5 protein-coding genes are annotated in these 2,960 nt (G+C 54.5%); all 5 read left to right on the top strand.

The annotated features are described in order from the left end of the window. A partial coding sequence (locus tag O6944_00205) for an ATP-binding cassette domain-containing protein (protein ID MCZ6717574.1) occupies positions 1 to 276 on the top strand: 276 nt, incomplete at its 5' end. A 191-nt stretch (positions 277 to 467) separates the two neighbouring features. Next, the gene (locus O6944_00200; protein ID MCZ6717573.1) at positions 468 to 884 is read left to right on the top strand and encodes a DUF3568 family protein; all 417 of its coding nucleotides are present in this window, start codon (positions 468 to 470) and stop codon (positions 882 to 884) included. 280 nt (positions 885 to 1,164) lie between these two features. Then, complete coding sequence (locus tag O6944_00195; GenBank protein ID MCZ6717572.1) at positions 1,165 to 2,064, top strand: IS5 family transposase; 900 nt, start codon at positions 1,165 to 1,167, stop codon at positions 2,062 to 2,064. Between the two features lie 84 nt (positions 2,065 to 2,148). Beyond that, entirely contained in the window at positions 2,149 to 2,478 is a 330-nt protein-coding gene (locus O6944_00190) for a hypothetical protein (GenBank protein MCZ6717571.1), read from the top strand. A 33-nt stretch (positions 2,479 to 2,511) separates the two neighbouring features. Continuing rightward, positions 2,512 to 2,960: hypothetical protein (locus O6944_00185; GenBank protein MCZ6717570.1), on the top strand; the 449-nt coding region annotated here is incomplete at its 3' end.

Raw genomic sequence — 2,960 nt, 5'->3', positions numbered from 1 at the left:
AGCGATTCGCAACGCCGTGATGTCCGTATCACGACCATGGGATTCGTGTTTCAGGACTTCGAATTGCTCGATTATCTCAACGTCCTGGACAATATCTTGCACCCGTACCGGATTACCACAGCGCTGAAGCTGAATCGCGAGGTACGTGTACGCGCGGCAGAGCTCGCCAAGGCGATGGGCATCTGGGATAAACTGAAGCGCCGCGTCAACACCCTGTCACAGGGTGAAAAACAACGCACCGCCATCTGTCGCGCCCCTCTCTATTCTCCCTGGTAATGGCTCATCTACTTATGCCGGCAGAACCAGCCGGTTGTCATGCGGTGTTGGCATGATCCCGACAACTCCACCCGACGTTCTTACTACACGCTGTCGGCCTGACCGACACACCATCATGATTTGGAGAGATCATCGCGCTCTCCGAAAGGCTGTAACTAGAATGACATATTACACAACATAGGGGGTATACGATGTCAGCACGCTGGTGTGGAAAACAAGCCCTGCATCTGTCCATTCTGGGGTGCATCGGATTGACACTCCTGGCCGGCTGTAGTCCGGTTCATCCGCCGACAGCCATGGGAACGGGTACCTTTTCATACGCCACCGGAGCCCTCTCCTGGATCTATCCGGTGACCCTAGAAGAGATCTGGCCGGCGACGTTGGCGGAAGTGAACGAGTTGCGGCTGCAAATTCTCAACCAGTACATGGATGGCCTGGGGGCAACCATCAAAGCGTTGCGGGCAGACAAAGTCGAGGTCGACTTTGAATTGGTACCGGTGAGCGCGAGAGCCACCCGCCTCAGTGTACGTATCCTGGCCGACGGATGGAAACGCAAAGAAGCCGAGCATTTTCATGCCAAGCTCCGTCAGCGCCTCGGTCTTAAATAGTAGCCGGGAAAAGAGTATTTTTGTCCTCCAGGTCGGTGACAAAAATCTGGGAGCCGCATTGCCATAGTGAATGGTCATCTCGTGGCCCTGTTAAAGCCGGAGGCTCGTAAGAAATGGCGGAATTGGTGCACGAATCCCCCAGCACGCATTGACACGGGTTGAATCGACCATCATGCTTTGGGTATCACAAACCCTGCAAGCCAACGGTGAGCCGCATGACTGAGCCCCATAAACGAGGCAAACGACATCCGAAATACAAAACAGCATAGCGCGTCAAAAATTGGCGTATGATCGAGCGTTGCACGATCAGGGTGACATCACGCTATGGATCAGCCAAGAGGCGACCTGCGCCTGGACGCCTCCAAAAGTTGGCAAACGAGGCGGACAACCCGTCTATTCGGACCTCGCTATCGAGACGGCGTTTACCCTTAGATTGCTGTTTCACCAGCCGCTGCGCCAGACCGAAGGCTTTCTTGGCTGCGTCTTGAAGCTGATGGGCTGGTCGCTTCCGTGTCCCGATCACACGACCCTATCGCGACGAAACGCCACGTTGGAACTCAGTCGGCTCGACAATCGGGGGGCACAAGGGCCAATTGACCTGATCGTCGACAGCACGGGGTTAGAGGTGTGTGGCCAAGGCGAATGGCACGCCAAGAAACACGGTGAGAAGCACCGTAAGAGCTGGCCCAAACTGCATATCAGCGTGGATGATCAGGGTTGGATCATCGCTTCCACGGTGACGGATGACCGTCAGCAAGCTCCGTCTCAAGTGCCGGCATTGTTGGCCCAAGTGGATCGGCAAATTGAACGCTTCATCGGTGCTGGCATCTACGATCAAGAGCCCGTCTACGCCGCGGTGGCCGGCCATTCATCGGGAGCCAAGGTGATCATTCCCCCCCGCAAGGATGCGGTGCTGAGTGCCAAGGCCGCGACCTCACCGACGCAGCGGGATCGACATCTTTCAGAGATGCAGCGGACCGATCAGTTTGAATGGAAACGGACGTCGGGCTACTATAATCAATCCCATGCCGAGAATGCCGTTTCTCGTTATAAACGGACCTTCGGAGGCGGCTTGCGGGCGAAGCGGGATGACGCCCAGGAACGAGCAGCCTCACTGGGTTGTGTGTTGCTCAATCGACTACGGGAATTGGGTCGTCCTCAGTCCTATCCGCTCACCTAAAAGAGGCGTGCATAGGGGCAATGCGGTGTCTGCTCGATTCGTGCAACAAAGCCATCCTAACGGCTAAACAAGGAATCACTCCCAATGGCTGCAAATAAAGCGCTGTTGCACGACAATTCGTACTGGGAGAGGCGAGAAGACGGGCCGTGGCTGCACAGCAAAAGCTGGGATCTTTGCTTCATTACCTTGAGTTGTGTGTTGGTGATCATTCCGCTGGCGCTTTACGAGATGATGGGCAACTCAGCGATGCTTGTTAATCTCGTCATTGCCGGGATGATCGGCGGCCCCCATATGTATGCCACCTTCTTTCGGACTGCCTTGGATGGCCCCTTTCGGCAGCATCACCGATTTCTGATCGGTAGCTCACTCATCATCCCAGTTCTGGTTGTCGGGACAGCGCTGTGGAATTTTTGACTCTTGCTTACCATCTTTTTCTTCTGGGCTTCGATGCACGTCCTGCATCAGATCGCCTACATCGTGGAGTGTTACGAGCGTAGGAAACCGAGTCCCTTACAACCCTTGTCCCGAATCATCGATTATGCGGTTGTCCTGACCTGTCTGTTTCCTTTATCCTCCTACAAACTCATCCATGATGAGTTTTACATCGGGAGCACGCGTTTACTGTATCCTGAGATACTGAAATCCCCGCTGCTGGTCTATCTAGTTACCGGCGCCTTCCTCCTCTCGATGGTTTTGTTTATCATCAAGAGTGTCATCGAAATCCAACAGGGTATCGCCCATTACCCGAAGATTCTGTTGGTACTCATTACCGTCGCGATGGCGCTATTCATCACCAGTTTCAGCGGACAGCGGATCCAAATTGCCTTTCAGGGTTTCAACACCTGGCATTCGTTCCAGTACCTGGCCTTAACCTGGTATATCAGCTCGCTACGCCG

This window comes from Gammaproteobacteria bacterium, from assembly GCA_027296625.1.
Classification (GTDB): Bacteria; Pseudomonadota; Gammaproteobacteria; order JAKEHO01; family JAKEHO01; genus JAKEHO01.
The sequence above is the reverse complement of the archived record's forward strand: the minus strand, read 5'-3'. Positions and strand labels throughout refer to the sequence as shown.